The organism is Cellulomonas sp. NEAU-ZC6 (assembly GCF_056844425.1).
The window spans coordinates 517,377-532,460 of record NZ_JBXFYH010000002.1; the positions used below are offsets into that span (position 1 = coordinate 517,377).

Annotated in this window: 15 protein-coding genes; 10 read left to right on the forward strand and 5 right to left on the reverse strand. The window is 75.4% G+C overall.

The window, feature by feature from the left end; all coding sequences use genetic code 11:
• Positions 1 to 6: 6 nt before the first annotated feature.
• Genes alr through rimI form a run of 4 tightly spaced genes read left to right on the forward strand, consistent with a single transcriptional unit; the run spans position 7 to position 2,982 of the window.
• Complete coding sequence (gene alr, locus AC1050_RS12530; protein WP_482387718.1) at positions 7 to 1,206, forward strand: alanine racemase; 1,200 nt, start codon at positions 7 to 9, stop codon at positions 1,204 to 1,206.
• Positions 1,203 to 1,757 carry a tRNA (adenosine(37)-N6)-threonylcarbamoyltransferase complex ATPase subunit type 1 TsaE gene (gene tsaE, locus AC1050_RS12535; protein WP_482387719.1) on the forward strand — a complete coding sequence of 185 codons (555 nt, stop codon included), beginning with the start codon at positions 1,203 to 1,205 and terminating at the stop codon, positions 1,755 to 1,757. Before alr ends, tsaE begins: the two co-directional genes overlap by 4 nt.
• 59 nt (positions 1,758 to 1,816) lie before the next feature.
• The gene (tsaB, locus tag AC1050_RS12540) at positions 1,817 to 2,509 is read left to right on the forward strand and encodes a tRNA (adenosine(37)-N6)-threonylcarbamoyltransferase complex dimerization subunit type 1 TsaB (protein ID WP_482387720.1); all 693 of its coding nucleotides are present in this window, start codon (positions 1,817 to 1,819) and stop codon (positions 2,507 to 2,509) included.
• On the forward strand, positions 2,506 to 2,982 hold the full coding sequence (rimI, locus tag AC1050_RS12545) for a ribosomal protein S18-alanine N-acetyltransferase (RefSeq protein WP_482387721.1): 477 nt from the start codon (positions 2,506 to 2,508) through the stop codon (positions 2,980 to 2,982). The genes tsaB and rimI overlap by 4 nt, the downstream gene beginning before the upstream one ends.
• Before the next feature lie 110 nt (positions 2,983 to 3,092).
• Here rimI and AC1050_RS12550 read toward each other — a convergent pair whose 3' ends face one another.
• On the reverse strand, positions 3,093 to 3,734 hold the full coding sequence (locus tag AC1050_RS12550; protein WP_482387722.1) for a malonic semialdehyde reductase: 642 nt from the start codon (positions 3,732 to 3,734) through the stop codon (positions 3,093 to 3,095).
• A 103-nt stretch (positions 3,735 to 3,837) separates the two neighbouring features.
• On the opposite strand from AC1050_RS12550, the gene tsaD reads away from it, so the two are divergent.
• Positions 3,838 to 4,896 (forward strand): tRNA (adenosine(37)-N6)-threonylcarbamoyltransferase complex transferase subunit TsaD, encoded by a 1,059-nt coding sequence (tsaD, locus tag AC1050_RS12555; RefSeq protein WP_482387723.1) that lies wholly within the window; start codon positions 3,838 to 3,840, stop codon positions 4,894 to 4,896.
• Positions 4,897 to 5,059: 163 nt separating this feature from the next.
• Here tsaD and groES read toward each other — a convergent pair whose 3' ends face one another.
• Positions 5,060 to 5,356 (reverse strand): co-chaperone GroES, encoded by a 297-nt coding sequence (groES, locus tag AC1050_RS12560; protein ID WP_122149810.1) that lies wholly within the window; start codon positions 5,354 to 5,356, stop codon positions 5,060 to 5,062.
• A gap of 211 nt (positions 5,357 to 5,567) precedes the next feature.
• Here groES and AC1050_RS12565 point away from each other — a divergent pair, with 211 nt between their 5' ends.
• Both AC1050_RS12565 and AC1050_RS12570 read left to right on the forward strand, forming a co-directional pair.
• On the forward strand, positions 5,568 to 6,773 hold the full coding sequence (locus AC1050_RS12565) for a THUMP-like domain-containing protein (protein ID WP_482387724.1): 1,206 nt from the start codon (positions 5,568 to 5,570) through the stop codon (positions 6,771 to 6,773).
• Positions 6,770 to 7,918, forward strand: coding sequence for a glutamate--cysteine ligase (locus AC1050_RS12570; RefSeq protein ID WP_482387725.1), 1,149 nt, complete (start codon positions 6,770 to 6,772; stop codon positions 7,916 to 7,918). The genes AC1050_RS12565 and AC1050_RS12570 overlap by 4 nt, the downstream gene beginning before the upstream one ends.
• A 159-nt stretch (positions 7,919 to 8,077) precedes the next feature.
• Here the strand turns inward: AC1050_RS12570 and AC1050_RS12575 are convergent, their stop codons facing one another.
• Positions 8,078 to 8,380: a WhiB family transcriptional regulator gene (locus AC1050_RS12575; RefSeq protein WP_454049643.1), complete on the reverse strand. Its 303-nt coding sequence runs from the start codon at positions 8,378 to 8,380 to the stop codon at positions 8,078 to 8,080.
• A 327-nt stretch (positions 8,381 to 8,707) separates the two neighbouring features.
• Here AC1050_RS12575 and AC1050_RS12580 point away from each other — a divergent pair, with 327 nt between their 5' ends.
• The 3 genes from AC1050_RS12580 to guaB all read left to right on the forward strand — a co-directional run bounded on the left by AC1050_RS12580 (position 8,708) and on the right by guaB (position 12,229).
• Positions 8,708 to 9,838, forward strand: coding sequence for a MerR family transcriptional regulator (locus tag AC1050_RS12580; RefSeq protein WP_482387726.1), 1,131 nt, complete (start codon positions 8,708 to 8,710; stop codon positions 9,836 to 9,838).
• Positions 9,839 to 9,942: 104 nt separating this feature from the next.
• Positions 9,943 to 10,632 carry a response regulator transcription factor gene (locus AC1050_RS12585; protein ID WP_482387727.1) on the forward strand — a complete coding sequence of 230 codons (690 nt, stop codon included), beginning with the start codon at positions 9,943 to 9,945 and terminating at the stop codon, positions 10,630 to 10,632.
• A gap of 67 nt (positions 10,633 to 10,699) precedes the next feature.
• Positions 10,700 to 12,229 carry an IMP dehydrogenase gene (gene guaB, locus AC1050_RS12590; RefSeq protein WP_482387728.1) on the forward strand — a complete coding sequence of 510 codons (1,530 nt, stop codon included), beginning with the start codon at positions 10,700 to 10,702 and terminating at the stop codon, positions 12,227 to 12,229.
• Positions 12,230 to 12,457: 228 nt separating this feature from the next.
• Here the strand turns inward: guaB and AC1050_RS12595 are convergent, their stop codons facing one another.
• Both AC1050_RS12595 and AC1050_RS12600 read right to left on the reverse strand, forming a co-directional pair.
• Positions 12,458 to 13,993, reverse strand: coding sequence for a helix-turn-helix domain-containing protein (locus AC1050_RS12595; RefSeq protein ID WP_482387937.1), 1,536 nt, complete (start codon positions 13,991 to 13,993; stop codon positions 12,458 to 12,460).
• Between the two features lie 221 nt (positions 13,994 to 14,214).
• Entirely contained in the window at positions 14,215 to 15,078 is an 864-nt protein-coding gene (locus AC1050_RS12600; protein WP_482387729.1) for an exonuclease domain-containing protein, read from the reverse strand.
• Positions 15,079 to 15,084 lie beyond the last annotated feature (6 nt).

Consider the following 15,084-nt stretch of genomic DNA (forward strand, 5'->3'; position numbering starts at 1 on the left):
GGACCGGTGATCAGGTTCCCCGCGCGCGCGGTCGTCGACCTCGGTGCCGTGCGTGCCAACGCGCGGGCCCTGGGCGACCTCGCCCCGACCGCCCAGCTGATGGCCGTGGTCAAGGCCGACGCCTACGGGCACGGCCTGCTGCCGGTGGCGCGCGCGGCGGTCGAGGGCGGCGCGACCTGGCTCGGCGTGGCCCAGGTGTCCGAGGCGCTGGCGCTGCGCGCCGGCGGCGTCACGGCCCGGGTGCTCACCTGGCTCTACGCGCCCGGTGCCCCGCTGGCGGAGGCCGTCGCGGCCGACGTCGACCTGTCCGTCGCCGCCCCGTGGGCGCTGCGCGAGGTCGCCGACGCGGCGCGGGCGACGGGCCGCACCGCGCGGGTGCACCTCAAGGTCGACACCGGGCTGGGCCGCAACGGCCTGCCGCCCGACGAGCTGCCGGCCGTGCTGGACGCGGCCCTGCGGCTCGAGGCGGAGGGCGTGCTGGCCGTGGTCGGCATCTGGTCGCACCTGGCGTTCGCCGACGAGCCCGGGCACCCGACGCTGCACCGCCAGGCCGACGTCCTGCGGGCGGCCGCGGCCGACGCGGAGGCCCGGGGCGCGCGGTTCGAGGTCCGGCACATCGCCGCGTCGGCGTCCACGCTGACCGACCCCGCGCTGCACCTGGACCTGGTCCGCCCGGGCCTGGCGCTGTACGGGCTGACGCCGGTGCCGCAGCTGGGCGGTCCCGAGCGGTTCGGGCTGGTGCCGGCGATGACGGTCGAGGCCGAGCTCGCGAACGTGAAGCGGCTGCCCGCCGGGCACGGGGTGTCCTACGGGCACCACTACGTGACGCCGGCCGACACGACGGTGGGCGTGGTCCCGCTCGGGTACGCGGACGGGGTGCCCCGGCACGCGTCCGGGGTGGACGGTGCCCCGGGCGCACCGCTCGGCGTGGGCGGCCGGCGGCTGGCGATCGCGGGGCGGGTCTGCATGGACCAGGTGATGGTGGACCTCGGGCCCGGGGCGACGGAGGTCGCCGGCGACCGCGTGGTGCTGTTCGGCACCGGCGCGGACGGCGGGCCGACCGCGCAGGACTGGGCCGACGCGGCGGGCACGATCAGCTACGAGATCGTGACGCGGCTCGGGGCCCGGGTGCCGCGGGTGTACGTGGACGGCGGCCGCGAGGCCGAGGTGGACGACGCGGTGCGCGTCGCGGAGGAGGTGCGGTGAGCGAGCAGACGAGCCCGGCCGGTGCGGGGACGGCGCGCACGGTCGCGGAGGTGACGGTCGACCTGGCGGACGCCGACGCGACCCGGGCGTACGGCGTGGCGCTCGCGGCGCTGCTGCGTGCCGGGGACCTGGTGGTGCTGACCGGCGACCTGGGCGCGGGCAAGACCACGCTGACCCAGGGCGTCGGCACCGGGCTGGGCGTGCGCGGCGCGGTCGCGTCCCCGACCTTCGTCATCGCCCGGGTGCACCCGCCGCTCGCCGACGGCCCGGCCCTGGTGCACGTCGACGCGTACCGGCTCGGCTCGCTGGACGAGGTCGACGCGCTGGACCTCGACACCTCGCTGGACGAGTCCGTCACCGTCGTCGAGTGGGGCGAGGGGCTGGTCGAGTCCCTGGCCGACGACCGCCTCGAGGTCGCGCTCCGGCGCCCGCGCGGGGCCGAGGCCGCCGGCGGCGACGCCGAGGACGCCGAGGACGCAGCGGCCGGCGTGCGCACGGTGACCGTCCGCGCCCGCGGCGACCGCTGGCGCGGCGTCGCGCTCCCCGCCTGACCCCCGCGCCCACCCCCCCCGTACGCCCGACCCCTCCCAGAACCGAAGGAACCCCACCGGTGCCCGTCCTCGCGCTCGACACCTCCGCCGCCGCGTCCGCCGCCGTCGTCGACGACGCGGGCCGCACGCTCGCCACCCGCTCGTCCGGGGAGACCCGGCGGCACGCCGAGGCGCTGACGCCGCTCCTGGACGCGGTGCTCGCCGAGGCCGGCGTGCCGCGCTCCGCGCTCACCGCCGTGGTGGTCGGCACCGGCCCCGCGCCGTTCACCGGCCTGCGGGTCGGGCTGGTGACGGCCCGCACGCTCGGCCTCGCGCTGGGGATCCCGGTGCACGGGGTGTCCTCGCTGGACGCTCTGGCCCTGGCGGCCGTCCGGGGTGCCGGCACCCCGGACGGCGAGGTGCTGGTCGTGACCGACGCCCGGCGCAAGGAGGTCTACTGGGCCCGGTACCGGGCGGTCGTGGGCGCGGGGACGCAGCCGACCGTCGAGCGCCTCGCCGGGCCCGGTGTGGACGCGCCGGCGGTCGTCGCCCAGCAGGGCGCGGCCGGGCTGCGGCTCGTGGGGGCGGCGACCGGGCTGTACCCGGAGCAGCTGCCGGGGACGACGGCCGTGCTCGACCCGGCGGACCTGGCGCGCGTGGCGCTGGCCCGGCTGGCCGTCGGCGGCCCGGGGCTGGAGCTCAGCACCGAGCCGCTGTACCTGCGCCGCCCCGACGCGGTGCCGCCGGCCGCCGCCAAGCGGGCGCGCGCGTGACCGACCCGCACCCGCCCGCCGACGTCCTGCTCCGGCCGCTGGGCGCCGCGGACCTCGACGCGCTCGAGGCGATGGAGCAGGCGCTGTTCGGCGCCGGGGCGTGGTCGCGCGCGGCGCTCGCGGAGGAGCTGGACGGCCCGGGGCGCTGGTACGTCGGGGCGCAGGACCGGGCGTCGGGGGAGCTGGTCGGCTACGCCGGGCTCTGGTTCGACGGGTACGACGGCCAGGTGATGACCGTCGGCACCCGGCCCGACGCGCAGGGCCGCGGCGTGGGCCGGATGCTGCTCGACGCGCTGCTGGACCACGCGCGCGAGCTCGGCGCCGGCGACGTGCTGCTGGAGGTCCGGGTGGACAACGACCCGGCGCTGCGGCTCTACGAGCGCGCGGGCTTCGAGCGGTTCGGCCGCCGCAAGGGCTACTACCAGCCGGAGAACGTCGACGCCTGGACCATGCGCCGCCGCGTCGCGCGCTGAGCCGGTCCCGGCGCCGAGCCGGTCCTCGCGCCGACCGGCCCGGGCGCCGGGCCCCGGGACGCGACGAGCCCCCGCCGGACCCGGCGGGGGCTCGCGGCGTGCGGGGGCCGTCAGAGGGTGCGGGCGACGTCCGCGAAGTCGAGGCGGTCCTGGCGCGGGTGCGAGGCCGGCGCGCCCTCGGCGTCGGCCGGCGCGCTGCCGACGTTCGCGACCATGATCGACCGCCACGTGGTGCCGGCGAACAGGTCGGCGTCCAGCCCGGGGGCGTCGTAGCCCGTCATCGGGCCGACGTGCAGCCCGGCGGCGCGCAGCCCGACGATCAGGTAGCCCGCCTGCAGGAAGGCGTTGTCGCGGGACATCCGGGCGCGCAGGTCCTCCGCGCCGGCGAAGTTGTCCCGGGCGCCGGCCATGTGCGGGGCCAGGCGCGGCAGCTGCTCGTGGAAGTCGAGGTCGGCGGCCACGACGATGCTCAGCGGGGCGCGCGCGGTCTTGGCCTTGTTGCCCTCGTTCATGTGGCTCACCAGGCGCTCGCGGGCCTCGGGGGAGCGGACCAGCAGCAGCCGCAGCGGCAGCGAGTTGAGCGCGGTCGGGCCCCAGCGGACGACGTCCCAGACCGCGCGGATCTGGTCGTCGGTGACCTCGCCGTCGGTGAAGGAGTTCACGGTGCGGGCGTCCCGGAAGACCAGGTCGACGACCTCCTGCGGCACGCGCGGCTCGGTCCGGTCCGGGGTGGTGACGGTGTCGGTGCTCATGGTCGGTTGAATGCACAACCAAGCCGGGGCATTCCGGATACCTGCATGAACCAGGTCACACCGTGCCGCATCAGGTACCGCGCCGCGACCTAGGATGTGCGCCATGTCTGATGCGCCGCTCGTCCTGGGGATCGAGACGTCCTGCGACGAGACCGGGGTCGCCCTGGTCCGCGCCCACCCCGACCGCAGCGAGCTGCTGGTCGACGCGGTCGCGTCGTCCATGGACGAGCACGCGCGGTTCGGCGGGATCATCCCGGAGATCGCCTCCCGCGCCCACCTCGAGGCGATGATCCCGACCGTCGAGCGCGCGCTGGCCGACGCGGGCGTCACGCTGGCGGACGTCGACGCCGTCGCCGTGACCGCCGGGCCGGGCCTGGTCGGCTCGCTGACCGTCGGCACGGCCGCCGCGAAGGCCCTGGCGTACGGGCTCGACGTGCCGCTGTACGGCGTGAACCACGTCATCGGGCACGCGGCCGTCGACGAGCTGGTGCACGGGCTGTTCCCCGAGCGCGTCATGGCGCTGGTGGTCTCCGGCGGGCACTCCAGCCTGCTGCTGATCGACGACGTCGTGACGGGCGTGCACGAGCTCGGCTCGACGCTGGACGACGCCGCCGGCGAGGCGTTCGACAAGGTCGGCCGGCTGCTCGGCCTGCCCTACCCGGGCGGCCCGCACATCGACCGGCTGGCGCGCGCCGGGGACCCGACGGCGATCCGGTTCCCGCGCGGGCTCACCGCCGCCAAGGACCAGGCGAAGCACGCGTACGACTTCTCCTTCTCCGGGTTGAAGACCGCCGTGGCGCGCTGGGTCGAGGCGCGGCAGGACGCGGGGGAGGAGATCCCGCTCGAGGACGTCTCGGCCTCGTTCGCCGCCGCCGTGGCCGACGTGCTCACGGCGAAGACCATCGCCGCGTGCCGCACGCACGGCGTCGACACGCTCGTGGTCGGCGGCGGGTTCTCCGCCAACTCGCAGCTGCGGGACGTGGCCGCCGAGCGGTGCGCCGCGGCCGGCATCGACCTGCGGATCCCGCCGATCCGGTACTGCACCGACAACGGCGCGATGATCGCGGCGCTCGGCGCGGCCGTGGTGCGGCGCGGGCTGCCGGCCTCGGACTTCGGCATCGGCGTCGACTCCACCATGCCGCTGGAGACCGTCACCGTCTGACCGGCGGCCCCGGCCGGGCGGGCGACGCGCGTCCGCTCCGCCGGCCGGCAGCAGGCCCCCGACGGCACCGGGCCCCAACGGCACCGGGCCCCCAACGGCACGAGGCCCTCTCCGCGGACGGAGAGGGCCTCGTGGACGCCGGCTCGAATGGCCGGCGGGGGTGTCACTTGGTGACGACCGCCAGGATGTCGCGCGCGGAGAGGATGAGGTACTCCTCGCCGTCGTACTTGACCTCGGTGCCGCCGTACTTGCTGTAGATGACCTTGTCACCGACCGCCACGTCCAGCGGGACGCGGTTGCCGTTGTCGTCGATGCGACCCGGGCCCACGGCCAGGACCTCGCCCTCCTGGGGCTTCTCCTTGGCGCTGTCCGGGATGACCAGACCGGAAGCCGTCGTCTGCTCCGCCTCGAGCGTCTTGACGACGATGCGGTCCTCGAGCGGCTTGATGGAGACCGACACAGCGGACCTCCCCTTCGCGTGTGAGTGCTGCCTGATGTCGTTGTCGCACCGTGGTCACGGCCGGCCGTCGTCGCGGGTGCCGGCGACCGTGCGGTGCGGTTGGCACTCCCCGGAGAGGAGTGCCAACCAGCACTCTAGGAAGCCGTTAGCACTCGGTCAAGGCGAGTGCCAGCACCCGCGGGCCCCCTCGCGCCCGTGCGAGGATCGCGGGATGGATGCGTCCGGCCTCGCCAAGCTGCTCAGCCCCGAGGGCTGGAACCTGCTGTCCAGCCTCCCGCCGTACGACGAGGGCCAGACGATGGCGCTGTCGGAGCGGCTGCGCAAGGAGGGCTTCGACGCCGACCTGGTGGCCGCCGCGCTCACCCAGTCCCGGCTGCGCGCCAAGGCCCACGCCAAGCTCGGCGAGTTCGCCGACGGCATGCTGTTCACGCCCGCGGGCCTGGAGCAGGCGACGCGGCTGGTCGTCGCCGCGCGGCACTCGCGCCGCTACGTCAGCGCGGGCGTGCAGCACGTCGCGGACTTGACGTCCGGGCTCGGGGCGGACGCGATGGCGTTCGCGGCGATGGGGCTGCGGGTGCTGGCCGTGGACGCCGACGAGACGACCGCCGCGCTGGCCACGGTGAACCTGCGCGCCTTCCCCGAGGCCGTCGTGCGGCACGGGGACGGGCTCGCCGTCGACCTGGCGGCCGAGGGCGTCGACGGCGTGTACGCCGACCCCGCGCGGCGCACCTCCGGCGGCAGCCGGGTGTTCGACCCCGCCGCGTACTCCCCGCCGCTCGACGCCGTGCTCGCGCTGCGCGAGCGGGTGCCGGCGCTGGGGCTCAAGCTCGGCCCGGGCGTCCCGCACAGCGCGCTGCCCGCGGACGCCGAGGCGCAGTGGGTGTCGGTCGACGGCGACGTCGTCGAGCTCGGGCTGTGGTTCGGCCCGCTCGCCCCCGAGGGTCCCGGCCGGTCGGCGCTGCTGCTCGGGGGCGCCGGCGGTGCCGCGGTGCTGCGGGCCGGGGACGCGGAGGAGCACGCGCACCCGCCCGTCGGCGCGGTCGGCGCGTACCTGTACGAGCCCGACGGTGCCGTGATCCGTGCCGGCCTGGTGGCCGAGGCGGCCGCCGAGGTGCAGGGTCGGCTCGTGGACCGCACCATCGCCTACGTGACCTCCGACGCGCTGCACGCGACGCCGTACGCGACGGCCTACCGCGTGCTCGACCAGCTGCCGTTCGGCCTCAAGCGCCTGCGCTCCTACCTGCGCGAGCGCGGGGTCGGCTCGCTCACGATCAAGAAGCGCGGCACCGCGGTGGTCCCGGAGCAGCTGCGCCGGCAGCTCGACCTCAAGGGCTCCGCCGCGGCGACCGTGGTGCTCACGCGCGTGGCGGGCCAGCAGCAGGTACTGGTGGTCGAGCCGGTCGGCGGCGTCGCGTGACCACGCCGGCCCGGCTCCCGTTCGCCAGCTCCGAGCGGTCCACCGTCGGCCTGGAGTGGGAGCTCGCGCTGGTCGACGCCGACTCCGGCGACCTGCGCCAGGTGGCGAGCACCGTGCTGGACGCCGTGCGGCCGCCCGGCGGCGGGGAGCACCCGGCCATCCGGCAGGAGCTGCTGCTGAACACCGTCGAGGTGGTCTCCGGCGTCTGCCGGACCGTCGGCGAGGCCGGGGCCGACCTGCAGCGCGCGATCGACGAGGTCCGCACCGTCACCGACCCGCTGCGCGTCGAGCTGATGAGCGCGGGCACCCACCCGTTCGCCCGCTGGACCCAGCAGAAGGTCACCGACAAGGAGCGGTACGCCACCCTGATCGACCGGACGCAGTGGTGGGGCCGGCAGATGCTGATCTACGGCGTGCACGTGCACGTCGGCATCGAGGACCGCGCCAAGGTGCTGCCGATCTCCCGGGCGCTGCTGACCTGCTTCGCGCACCTGCAGTCGCTGTCCGCGTCCAGCCCGTTCTGGGGCGGCAAGGACACCGGCTACGCGTCGAACCGGGCCCTGATGTTCCAGCAGCTGCCGACCGCCGGGCTGCCGTTCCAGTTCGAGCGCTGGGAGGAGCTGGAGGCCTACGTCGGCGACATGCTGCACACCGGCGTGATCGACGCGTTCGACGAGGTGCGCTGGGACGTCCGGCCGTCACCGCGGTTCGGCACGATCGAGACGCGGATCTGCGACGGGTCGCCCAGCCTGCTCGAGGTGACGGCGATGGCGGCGCTCACGCACTGCCTCGTCGAGCACTTCTCCACGCTGCTGGACCGGGGCGAGCCGCTGCCGACCATGCCGCCGTGGTTCGTGCAGGAGAACAAGTGGCGCTCCGCCCGCTACGGGATGGACGCGATCATCATCACGGACGCGGCCGGCGACGAGGAGCTCGTGACCGACGCGGTCGCCCGGCTGCTGGTGGACCTGGAGCCCGTCGCGGAGCGGCTGGCCTGCTCCGCCGAGCTCGACGCCGTGCGCGTCGTCCTGCGCAAGGGCGCGTCCTACCAGCGGCAGCGGGCCGTGGCCCGGCGGAACGCGGGCGAGCTCGACGCGGTCGTCGCGTCCCTGGTCGCCGAGATGCGGGCGGGCCGCCCGCTCTGAGGCCGGCCGCCGCTGGCCGCCTCCGGGCCGCCCCGGCTGCTCCGGGACGCGCCGGGAACCAGAGACGACGAGGCCCCCGGCGCACGCGCGCGGGGGCCTCGTCGTCGTTGATGGTGACCGGGCGGTATCGCACCGCCGTGGGTCACCACGTCTCGGGGGTCAGACCACCTGGGCCTGGGTCTTGCCGGCGCGGCTGGCGAGGAGCGCGGAGCGCTCGTCCTCCGACAGCCCGCCCCACACGCCGTACGGCTCGCGCACGGCCAGCGACTGCTCGCGGCACTCGTTCAGCACCGGGCAGCTCGCGCAGATCGCCTTGGCCGCCTCGGCGCGGCGGCGGCGCGCCGCGCCCCGCTCGCCCTCGGGGTGGAAGAACAGGTCCTGGTCGGCGTCGCGGCAGGCACCCTGGTACTGCCACTCCCAGAGCTCCATGACGGGTCCCGGGAGGCGGGAGATCTCGGCCATGTGGTCCTCCATCCGTTCGACGGCGGACGGCCGTCGGGCGTTCGTCCTGGTCGACAGCTCCACCGGTGCTCCCGGGACCTCGGTCCCTGGTGCTCCGTGGCGGCTGCACTGATGAGGACAGTACAACCGCGCCAGCAGTTGTTCAAGACCGTGTCGCGATCCGGTCGAAACGCGTCACCCATGCACCGCTGACCAGCGCTGGCGCGATTCGGTCGGCACCCTGGCGCGGTTCGGGACGATCCGGGCCACGGTCGCTGGCAACCGCGCCAGATCCTCGGCACAATCGACCCAGGCGCCAGGACGGCGGCCGACGACGAGACGGACGAGATGCAGCACACCGAGGACGACCGGCCCGCCGGCGACGCGGGCGACGCCGGCGACGACGAGCGGGTGGCGGGCGACGTCGACCTCGGCGAGCTCGACGGCCCGATCCTCACCGTGGCCGCCGTCGCCGCGCGGCTCGGGGTGGCGCCCGCGACGCTGCGCACCTGGGACCGCCGCTACGGGCTCGGGCCGTCGGAGCACACCGCGGGCGCGCACCGCCGGTACAGCGCGGTCGACCTCGCCCGCCTCATGACGATGCGCTCGCTCACGCTGGACGGGGTCCCGCCGTCGGACGCCGCCCGGCTCGCCCGCGAGGGCACGCCGGCGGCGGCGCCGGTCCTGGCGCCGGTGCGGCACCTGACCACCGTGCCCGACGCGCCCGAGCCCGACGCCACCGACGCGTCCGGGCCGGGAGGCGAGCACGAGGAGCCGGACGCGCCGGGGGAGCGCAGCCCCTCCGGCGCCGCGGCACCCGCGCTCCGGGCGGCGCCCGCCCCGGCGGCCACGACCTCGCGGCGCGACCGCCCCGCCAGCCCCACCACGGTGATCGACGCCGCCCTGCGCGCCGACGCGCCGGAGGTCGCCCGCCTGCTCGCCCTGGCGGCGGACGGCGACCTGGTCCGGTGGTGGTCCGACCTCGTGGCGCCCGCCCGGGCGGGCATCGCCTCGCGCACCGTGCTGGCCCGCCCGGGCGACGAGCCGGACGCCCTCGTGGTGGCCGCCGCGCTGGCCGTCCTGCGGCACCGGTCCGGCCGCGTGCCGGGCCACCCGTCGCGCCGCCGGATCGTGCTGCTGCTCGCGGCGCCGGGTGAACCCCGGCCGCTGTCCCTGCACGTGCTCGCGGGCGCGCTCGCCGACGCCGGCGTGGACGCGCGGGTCGTCGCGGGGCCCACGGGGCGGCACCGGCTGCTCGAGATCGCGGCGATGACGTCCCCCTCGGCGCTGGTGCTGTCCAGCGAGCTGCCCGCCCCCGACCTGGCCCTCGTCGCCGCGGTGGCGGAGCAGCACCCCGAGCTGCCGGTGTTCGTGATGGTCCCCGACGAGGCCGCCGCGGAGGTCCCGCTCGGGCGCCAGGTGCACCGCGTCCGGACGGTCCCGGGCCTGGTGCACGAGGTCGTCGCGGTCTGCCGCTGACACGAACTGTGACCCCCGGACGCTAACGTCGGGCCCGATCCGGCCGATACAGGAGGGAAGCCGGATCCGCCAGGGTCCTGGCACGGGCTGGAAGGCGGAGGTCGATGGCTGGCGTCGTGGTGTGCCACGGATCGACGGCGGTGCGGGAACGCATCGTCCTCACGGCACTCGGTGTGCCCTCGTTGGCACCGGTCCGCGCTGCGGCCTCCGTGGACGAGCTGGTCACGCTGGCGCGGCGGGTGCCGCCGACCATCGTGCTGCTGGACGCGCACCTGCCCTCCCCGGGGCCGGTCGAGGCGATCCGCCGGCTGCGCGCCGTGCCGTCGCAGTCGACGGTGGTGATGCTGGCCGTGCCGGGCGACGAGATCGCGCTGGACCGGGCCATCGCCCTGGGTGCCCGCGGCTACCTCGCCCCGGACGTCGGTCGCGCCGAGCTGGCCGCGGTGGCCGCGCACATCCTCGCCAGCCCCGCGCTGCCGTCGGGCGCCGGCGGCGTCGCCGTGCAGGACGGTCTCGTGGCGCACGGCGCGGTGGCCAGCGCCCCCACGCCCGTGGTGACCCGGACCGAGCTGCCCGCGCAGAGCACCGGCGGCACCGAGGTGTCGCTGACCAAGCGCGAGGTCGAGGTGCTGGTCGGCATGAGCAACGGGCGGTCCAACGCCCAGATCGGCCAGGAGCTGTTCCTGTCCGAGGACACGATCAAGACCCACGCCCGCCGGCTGTTCCGCAAGCTCGGCGCCGCCGACCGCGCGCAGGCCGTGGCGATCGGGCTCCGGCGCGGCCTCATCCGCTGACGCGGGGGTCGCGCAGGTCACGTCACCGGCCGCCGAGAGGCGCGAGAGGTGGCCGTATCATCGGGGGATGACCGACCTGGGTACCCCTGGATCCGCCGCGCCTGCCGACCCGTTCGGCTTCATCGGTCTCACCTACGACGACGTCCTCCTGCTCCCGGGCGAGACCGACGTCATCCCGAGCGAGGTCGACACCACGACCCGCCTCACGCGTGAGATCTCCCTGTCGATCCCGCTCGTGTCCGCCGCCATGGACACCGTCACCGAGTCGCGGATGGCCATCGCGCTCGCCCGCCAGGGCGGGATCGGCGTGCTGCACCGCAACCTGTCGATCGAGGCGCAGGCCCACCAGGTCGACCTGGTGAAGCGCTCCGAGTCCGGCATGGTGTCCGACCCCGTGACCGTGGGCCCGGACGCGACGCTCGCCGAGCTCGACGCCCTGTGCGCGAAGTACCGCGTGTCCGGCCTGCCGGTCGTCGACGCGGACCGCCGCCTGCTCGGCATCATCACCAACCGCGACCTGCGGTTCGTGCCCCCGGGCGAGTTCGACACCCGGCGGGTGCGCGACGAGATGACGTCGATGCCGCTCGTCACCGGCCCCGTCGGGATCTCCAACGCCGACGCCGCCGCGCTGCTCGGCAAGCACAAGGTCGAGAAGCTGCCGCTGGTGGACGAGGCGGGCCGCCTGCAGGGCCTCATCACCGTCAAGGACTTCGTGAAGTCCGAGCAGTACCCGATGGCCACCAAGGACGCGAGCGGCCGCCTGGTCGTCGCCGCGGCCGTGGGGTTCTTCGGCGACGCCTGGGACCGCGTCACCGCGCTGGTCGAGGCCGGCGTGGACGCGCTCGTCGTCGACACCGCCAACGGGCACGCCCGCCTGATGCTCGACATGGTGCGACGGATCAAGTCCGACCCCGCCACGAAGCACGTCCAGGTGATCGGCGGCAACATCGCCACCCGGGCCGGCGCGCAGGCGCTGGTCGACGCGGGCGTGGACGCGGTCAAGGTCGGTGTCGGCCCCGGCTCCATCTGCACCACCCGCGTGGTCGCCGGCGTCGGCGTCCCGCAGGTCACCGCCGTGTACGAGGCGTCGCTCGCCGCGAAGCCGGCCGGCGTGCCGGTCATCGCCGACGGCGGCCTGCAGTACTCCGGCGACATCGCCAAGGCCCTCGTCGCCGGCGCGGACAGCGTCATGGTCGGCGGCCTGATCGCGGGCTGCGACGAGTCGCCCGGCGACCTGGTGTTCGTCAACGGCAAGCAGTTCAAGCGCTACCGGGGCATGGCCTCGCTCGGCGCGATGCAGAGCCGCGGCGACCGCCGGTCGTACTCCAAGGACCGCTACTTCCAGGGCAACCTCAGCGACGACGAGATCATCACCGAGGGCATCGAGGGCCAGGTGCCCTACCGCGGCCCGCTGTCCGCGGTCGCGCACCAGCTGGTCGGCGGGCTGCACCAGTCGATGTTCTACGTCGGCGCGCACACCGTCCCCGAGCTGCAGGCGCGCGGGAAGTTCGTCCGGATCACGCCGGCGGGGCTCAAGGAGAGCCACCCGCACGACGTCCAGATGATCTCGGAGTCCCCGAACTACTCCGTGCGCTGACCTCGGCACGAGCGACGGGCCCGGCGCGATCGCACCGGGCCCGTCGTCGTCCCTGCCCGAGCCCCGTCCGGTGCGCGCGCGCCGCGGCACCGCGAGGTCGTCGGGCGCGTGGCGACGAGGTCGTCACACGACGACGAGGTCGTCACTCGTGAGTGACGACCTCGTGCGCGCGCGCTGACCTCGCGGTCGCGGGCGGTCGCGGGCGGTCGCGGGCCGGTCGCGGCCCGGTCAGTCGCGGAAGGTCTCGATCCGCGCGCCGAGCTCGACCAGGCGCTCCTGCAGCCCCTCGTAGCCGCGGGCGATGATGTCGACGTTGCGCAGGACGCTCTCGCCCTTGGCCGCGAGCATCGCGAGCAGGATGACGACCGCCGGGCGCAGGGCGGGCGGGCAGGACACCTCCGCGCCGGACCAGCGGGTGGGTCCGGACACCTGCAGCCGGTGCGCGTCGAGCAGCCGCACGTCGGCGCCGAGCCGGGTCAGGTCGGTCAGGTGGATGGCCCGGCCCTCGTAGACCCAGTCGTGCACCAGGGTGCTGCCGGTCGCGCACGCGGCGATCACCGCGAAGAACGGCAGGTTGTCGATGTTCAGCCCGGGGAACGGCATCGGGTGGATCTTGTCCAGCGGTGCCCGCAGGTCGCTGGGGTGCACGGTGATGTCCACCAGCCGGGTGCGGCCGTTGTGCGCCGTGTACTCCTCGGACAGCGTGTACCGCAGGCCCATCTCGGACAGCGTCGCCAGCTCGATCTCCATGAACTCGACCGGGACCCGCCCGACCGTGATCTCGGAGCCGGTGACGATGCCCGCGGTGAGCAGGCTCATCGCCTCGACCGGGTCCTCGGACACCGCGTACTCCACGTCGGCGTCGATCTGCGCCTTGCCGTGCACCCGCAGGGTGGTGGTGCCGATGCCCTCGACGCGGACGCCGAGCAGCTCCAGGTAGAAGCAGAGGTCCTGCACCATGTAGTTGGGGCTGGCGTTGCGGATCGTCGTGACGCCGTCGCGGCGGGCCGCGGCCATCAGGGCGTTCTCGGTGACCGTGTCGCCGCGCTCCGTCAGCACGATCGACAGGTTCTCGGTGCCCGGGTCGGTGACGCGCGCCAGGTAGCGGCCGCCGCTGGCCGTCACGGACAGGCCGAACGGGCGCAGCGCGATCATGTGCGGCTCGACGGTCCGGCTGCCGAGGTCGCAGCCGCCGGCGTAGGGCAGGCGGAACTCGGACTGCTGCCCCAGCAGGGGGCCGAAGAACATGATGATCGACCGGGTGCGCCGGGCGGCGTCGACGTCGATGGCCTCGAGGTCGAGGTCCTTCGGCACGACGATCTCCAGGTCGCGGCCGTCCGCCGACCAGGTGGCGCGGACGCCGACCGAGCGCAGCACGTCGACGATCCGGTCCACCTCGACGATGCGCGCGACGTTCTTCAGCCGCGTCGTGCCGCGGTTGAGCAGCGAGGCGCACAGCAGCGCCACGGCGCCGTTCTTCGAGGTGTTCACGTCCAGCCGGCCGCTCAGGCGCGCGCCGCCCTGCACCCGCAGGTGGGTGTGCTGCGGGCCGCCGAGGGTCACGATCGGGGAGTCGAGCGCGGCGCCGATCCGGGTGAGCATGTCGAGGCTGACGTTCTGCGCGCCCTGCTCGATGCGGTGCACGGCGGACTGGCTGGTGCCGAGGAGCTCGGCGAGCTGGGTCTGCGTCAGGCCGCGGTGGCGGCGCGCGGACCGCACGAGCGAGCCGACGTGGGCGAGCTGCTCGGGGAGGGTGGGCGTCACGGTGGGGAGGGACGAGGTCGCCGTCGGGACGGTTCCGGTCGTCGGGGTCGTGGTCACGTAGACGACGCTAACTCATCCATGAGATATCTGCTCGGCCCAAGATGCGGAGATCGTGTGTCCTCGCGAGCACGGCGCCCCCGACGCAACTCACGGACGGGATAGCGCCCCAGGTCAGCAGGCGATCCCGTCACGCCCAGCGATCCCCCGGCCACCAGGTGGGCTCAGGCGATGAGCGCGTCCTGCACGGGCACCCCGGCGAACCGGCGGTCCCGCTCGGGGTCGTGCGCGATCGCGACCGGCTCGGGCTGCGCCGGGACGTCGAGGAGCGTGGCCACCGGCACCGTGGGCACGTCGGACATCGTGGGCGCCGGCACCGCCGCGCGCGCACCGCGGCTCGGCCACGTCGCCTCCGCGCCGGGCCCGGTGTGCCCGCGCTCGGCCCGCCAGGCGTTGAACGCCTCCGCCCAGGCCCGGTGCGCGGTCACCTGGTAGTCGTGCAGCGAGACCAGGTCCAGGTCGCCCAGGTGCGGGAACCGCCCGACGATCCGGTCGAGCACGTCGAGGGTCGCCACCACGTCGACGTCGGCGGTGTGCAGGCTGCCGGTGTCGACCACCTGGTACACCCCGCACAGGTCGACCAGCTTGCGCTTGCCCTTGCGGAACCGGTCCTCGGCGCGGTCCAGCACCAGCGGGTCGATGACCGGCTGCACGGCGCCGCCGAGCCGGTCCTCGACCGTCGGCAGGCCGTGCCGGCGCAGCTCCGCCTCCAGCAGGCACAGGTCGTACGAGGCGTTGTACGCCACGACCGGCGTGCCGTCGCGCATCGCCTCGGCGATCGCGGCCGCGATCTCGTCCAGGGCCGGTCCGGGCTGCACGCCGTGCTCCCGCGCGTGCTCGGTGCTGATGCCGTGGATCGCGCTGGCGCCCTCCGGGATCTCGACGCCGGGGTCGATCAGCCAGGTCCGCACGTGCGTGCCCTCGCGGTCCCGGCGGACCAGGGCCGCGGTGACGATGCGGTCGTGGTCCACGTCCACGCCGGTGGTCTCGGTGTCGAACCCCAGCAGCGGGCCGTCCGTCCAGGTCATGCGGCG

What these genes read in the sequence shown, in the direction of transcription:
- AC1050_RS12550 (WP_482387722.1), bottom strand. Translation starts at nt 3,734, where the DNA reads ATGAGCACCGACACCGTCACCACCCCGGACCGGACCGAGCCGCGCGTG.
- guaB (WP_482387728.1), top strand. Translation starts at nt 10,700, where the DNA reads ATGACCGACCTGGGTACCCCTGGATCCGCCGCGCCTGCCGACCCGTTC.
- AC1050_RS12580 (WP_482387726.1), top strand. Translation starts at nt 8,708, where the DNA reads ATGCAGCACACCGAGGACGACCGGCCCGCCGGCGACGCGGGCGACGCC.
- AC1050_RS12565 (WP_482387724.1), top strand. Translation starts at nt 5,568, where the DNA reads ATGGATGCGTCCGGCCTCGCCAAGCTGCTCAGCCCCGAGGGCTGGAAC.
- AC1050_RS12585 (WP_482387727.1), top strand. Translation starts at nt 9,943, where the DNA reads ATGGCTGGCGTCGTGGTGTGCCACGGATCGACGGCGGTGCGGGAACGC.
- tsaD (WP_482387723.1), top strand. Translation starts at nt 3,838, where the DNA reads ATGTCTGATGCGCCGCTCGTCCTGGGGATCGAGACGTCCTGCGACGAG.
- AC1050_RS12600 (WP_482387729.1), bottom strand. Translation starts at nt 15,078, where the DNA reads ATGACCTGGACGGACGGCCCGCTGCTGGGGTTCGACACCGAGACCACC.
- AC1050_RS12575 (WP_454049643.1), bottom strand. Translation starts at nt 8,380, where the DNA reads ATGGCCGAGATCTCCCGCCTCCCGGGACCCGTCATGGAGCTCTGGGAG.